This is a genomic window from Pseudomonas protegens (assembly GCF_003732485.1).
GTDB classification, from domain to species: domain Bacteria; phylum Pseudomonadota; class Gammaproteobacteria; order Pseudomonadales; family Pseudomonadaceae; genus Aquipseudomonas; species Aquipseudomonas protegens_B.
Genome location: NZ_MOAK01000086.1, coordinates 614,702 through 617,406, shown reverse-complemented (window position 1 = coordinate 617,406; position 2,705 = coordinate 614,702). Strand labels below are relative to the sequence as shown.

The 2,705-nt window shown below is 58.0% G+C and carries 3 protein-coding genes; 2 read left to right on the top strand and 1 reads right to left on the bottom strand.

The window, feature by feature from the left end:
• Positions 1-109: 109 nt before the first annotated feature.
• Positions 110-952, bottom strand: a complete 843-nt coding sequence (gene pcaR, locus BLX41_RS29840; protein ID WP_016962563.1) for a pca regulon transcriptional regulator PcaR — start codon at positions 950-952, stop codon at positions 110-112.
• 685 nt (positions 953-1,637) lie between these two features.
• On the opposite strand from pcaR, the gene BLX41_RS29835 reads away from it, so the two are divergent.
• Together BLX41_RS29835 and BLX41_RS36680 are read left to right on the top strand one after the other, a co-directional pair.
• Entirely contained in the window at positions 1,638-1,838 is a 201-nt protein-coding gene (locus BLX41_RS29835; RefSeq protein WP_102861491.1) for a hypothetical protein, read from the top strand.
• A gap of 376 nt (positions 1,839-2,214) precedes the next feature.
• Positions 2,215-2,705 (top strand): inorganic phosphate transporter (locus BLX41_RS36680; protein WP_259745360.1); only part of this gene is annotated, 491 nt, incomplete at its 3' end.

The following is a 2,705-nucleotide window of genomic DNA, read 5'->3' as shown; positions in this document are numbered from 1 at the left end:
GGCAGCCTGGCAATGCCGGCTGGCCGCCGATGACGCTGCCGCGACATTAATGAGCCAGGGGAAAGAGCGTCAATTCGTCAAAGGCGGATCTGTGCGTTTATCGAACAGCTTAAGCAAACAGCTGGGCGCTGAGATCGCGGCTGGCGCTGAGCAGGCCGGGCAGAAAGCGCTGTTCCAATTCGGCGCGGCTGACCCGTCCCGCGTGGGTGCTGACGTTCAACGCCGCCAGCACCTGGCCCGAAGCATCGTAGACCGGCACGGCAATCGAACGCAGCCCTTGCTCCAGTTCCTGATCGACGATGCACCAGCCCTGCTGACGCACTTGCTGCAGGCACTCCAGCAACGCCTCCGGGGTGTGCAGGGTACGGCTGGTCTTGGCCTGCAGATCGGCGTGTTCCAGATACTCATGCAGCGAGGAATCATCCAGCGCGGCCAGCAGAATCCGCCCCATGGACGTGCAATAGGCCGGTAGCCGGCCGCCCACCGAAAGATCGACGGAAATCAACCGCTGGGTAGTGGCCGAACGGGCGATATAAAGGATGTCGTCGCCTTCCAGGGTGGCCATGTTGCAGGCTTCGTGGAGTTGCTCGCTCATGCGGTCCAGATAGGGTTGCGCAGAAACTGCCAGGGGCGTCGACGACAGGTAGGCATGACCCAGGGTCAGCACCTTGGGCAGCAGCGAATAGGTACGCCCATCGGTGGTCGCGTATCCCAGCTTGATCAGGGTATGCAGGCAGCGGCGCACTGCCGCCCGAGGAATCTCCGTGCGGTGGCTGATCTGGGCAATGGTCAGGTGGCGCTTACGCTCCTGGAACGCTTGCACCACCGCCAGGCCACGGGCCAGAGACGTCATGAAATCCGGGTCACCGGTCAACGCCTGAATCCTCTTCGCCGCCGAAGCCACGATGGGCGGCGCCACTGAGGTAAAGGAATTACGCATCTGATCGTTCATTTCAGGGTCTCTGCGATGAAATTCTTCCATATTACAAGCCGTATTGGAGAGGCAGCACAAGCCGGCCTCTGCAAGATTGGGCGATTATCGAACCGTCGACCGATAATCGCAATCAACGGTGCTGGCCGTTGTCGACCACTCCCCCACTCTTTTATTGCAAAAACTCATAGTAATAATCGCCAGCAGGAGGCCGACTCTGAGGGTATCTTCAGGCCTGCCACTTGTATCAAGAGCGGACTCGCCCCATATAGAATTCCGCCAGCAGAGTACGAAGACGGGAAGCACCGTGTAGGAATTCATTAGAACTTTCGTGTCACAAAACGCTCACAATAAAGTTGGCTGTTTTAAACTTCCGGGCCATAGAGTTATTCTTCGCCGAAGCTATACTGCCGGAGTGAGTAACGCGGAGTCAGTCCCGCTCGTACCTCGCTCAGGTGATTCAGGCTGCAATTGATCACCTGCCGCAAGCGCTTGACCTCAAACCAGATTCGGCCAATCCGCTTGCAACAAACAACACTGTTGCTACGACAGTCGTTTTCATCCGGTGACGTGGCCGCATGCAACAAAAGGCTGGCTGGAAAGAACAGGACCCAAGGCCTGAGCAGGCAATCAGTCCGCTTTCTTGATAGTCGCCCCCAGGCAATGCGTTGCACCGGAATGGACCCTTACTCAATTAGGTAACACTGTGACGAAAGACGAACTGCGCGCGGAACTTGAGCGCCAGGAACAACGTTACAAGGAAGTTTACGGCGGCGAGATCACCCGTTATGCCGCCCAACCGGAACCTGAACGCAAACCTTGGCGCAAACGCGCAAGTATTCGCGACCAGGCGTTCACCCAAGAACTGCAAAAGATGGAAAAAGAACTCAAGGCCGAACAGCCATAATGCTGACGGCCTGAGTCTCTCAGGGCTTGCTCTCTTGTCCGCTCGATCACCCCAGCGGCCAGGCAGACCATTGATGCTCGCTACCCCGGGCCCTTCACCGCCTCGCTCCACCCACTGCGAGAAACGGTACCCGGCAGGCCCTTTCGTTGAAATTTCATACAAGCGTTTGAAGCCCTTCACTCCCGGGACAGAACCCTCAGTGCCGGGCTTTGGGCCAATAAACTCAATGACTTGCCGCGCTGGGCGGGAATCGGCAAAAACTCTGCTCTCGGTCAGTTTTTTCGTTGAAGAATGTTACCGGCGAGCACCTTGTGCATTGATTAGCAGGGTTTTCTGGCATAATCGCGCCCCCTTATGACCGGGTCAGAAAACCTTCATGATCGATTTATTCAGCGGACTGGATGCTTGGGTGCTTGTGAGCCTCTTGCTCGCCCTGGCTTTTGTCCTCGCCTACGAGTTCATCAACGGCTTTCATGACACCGCAAATGCGGTTGCCACTGTCATCTACACCAAAGCCATGCCGCCACACCTGGCCGTGTTCTTTTCCGGTGTCTTCAATTTCCTCGGTGTGCTGCTGGGCGGCGTCGGCGTAGCCTATGCCATCGTTCACCTGCTGCCGGTCGAGCTGCTGATCAATGTCAACACCGGCCACGGCCTGGCCATGGTCTTCTCGTTGCTGGCCGCGGCCATCGCCTGGAACCTGGGCACCTGGTACTTCGGCATCCCTGCCTCCAGCTCCCACACCCTGATCGGCTCGATCCTCGGTGTCGGCCTGGCCAACGCCCTGCTCAACGACATTCCCCTGGGGGACGGCGTGAACTGGCAGAAAGCGATCGATATCGGGGCCTCCCTGGTGTTCTCGCCGAT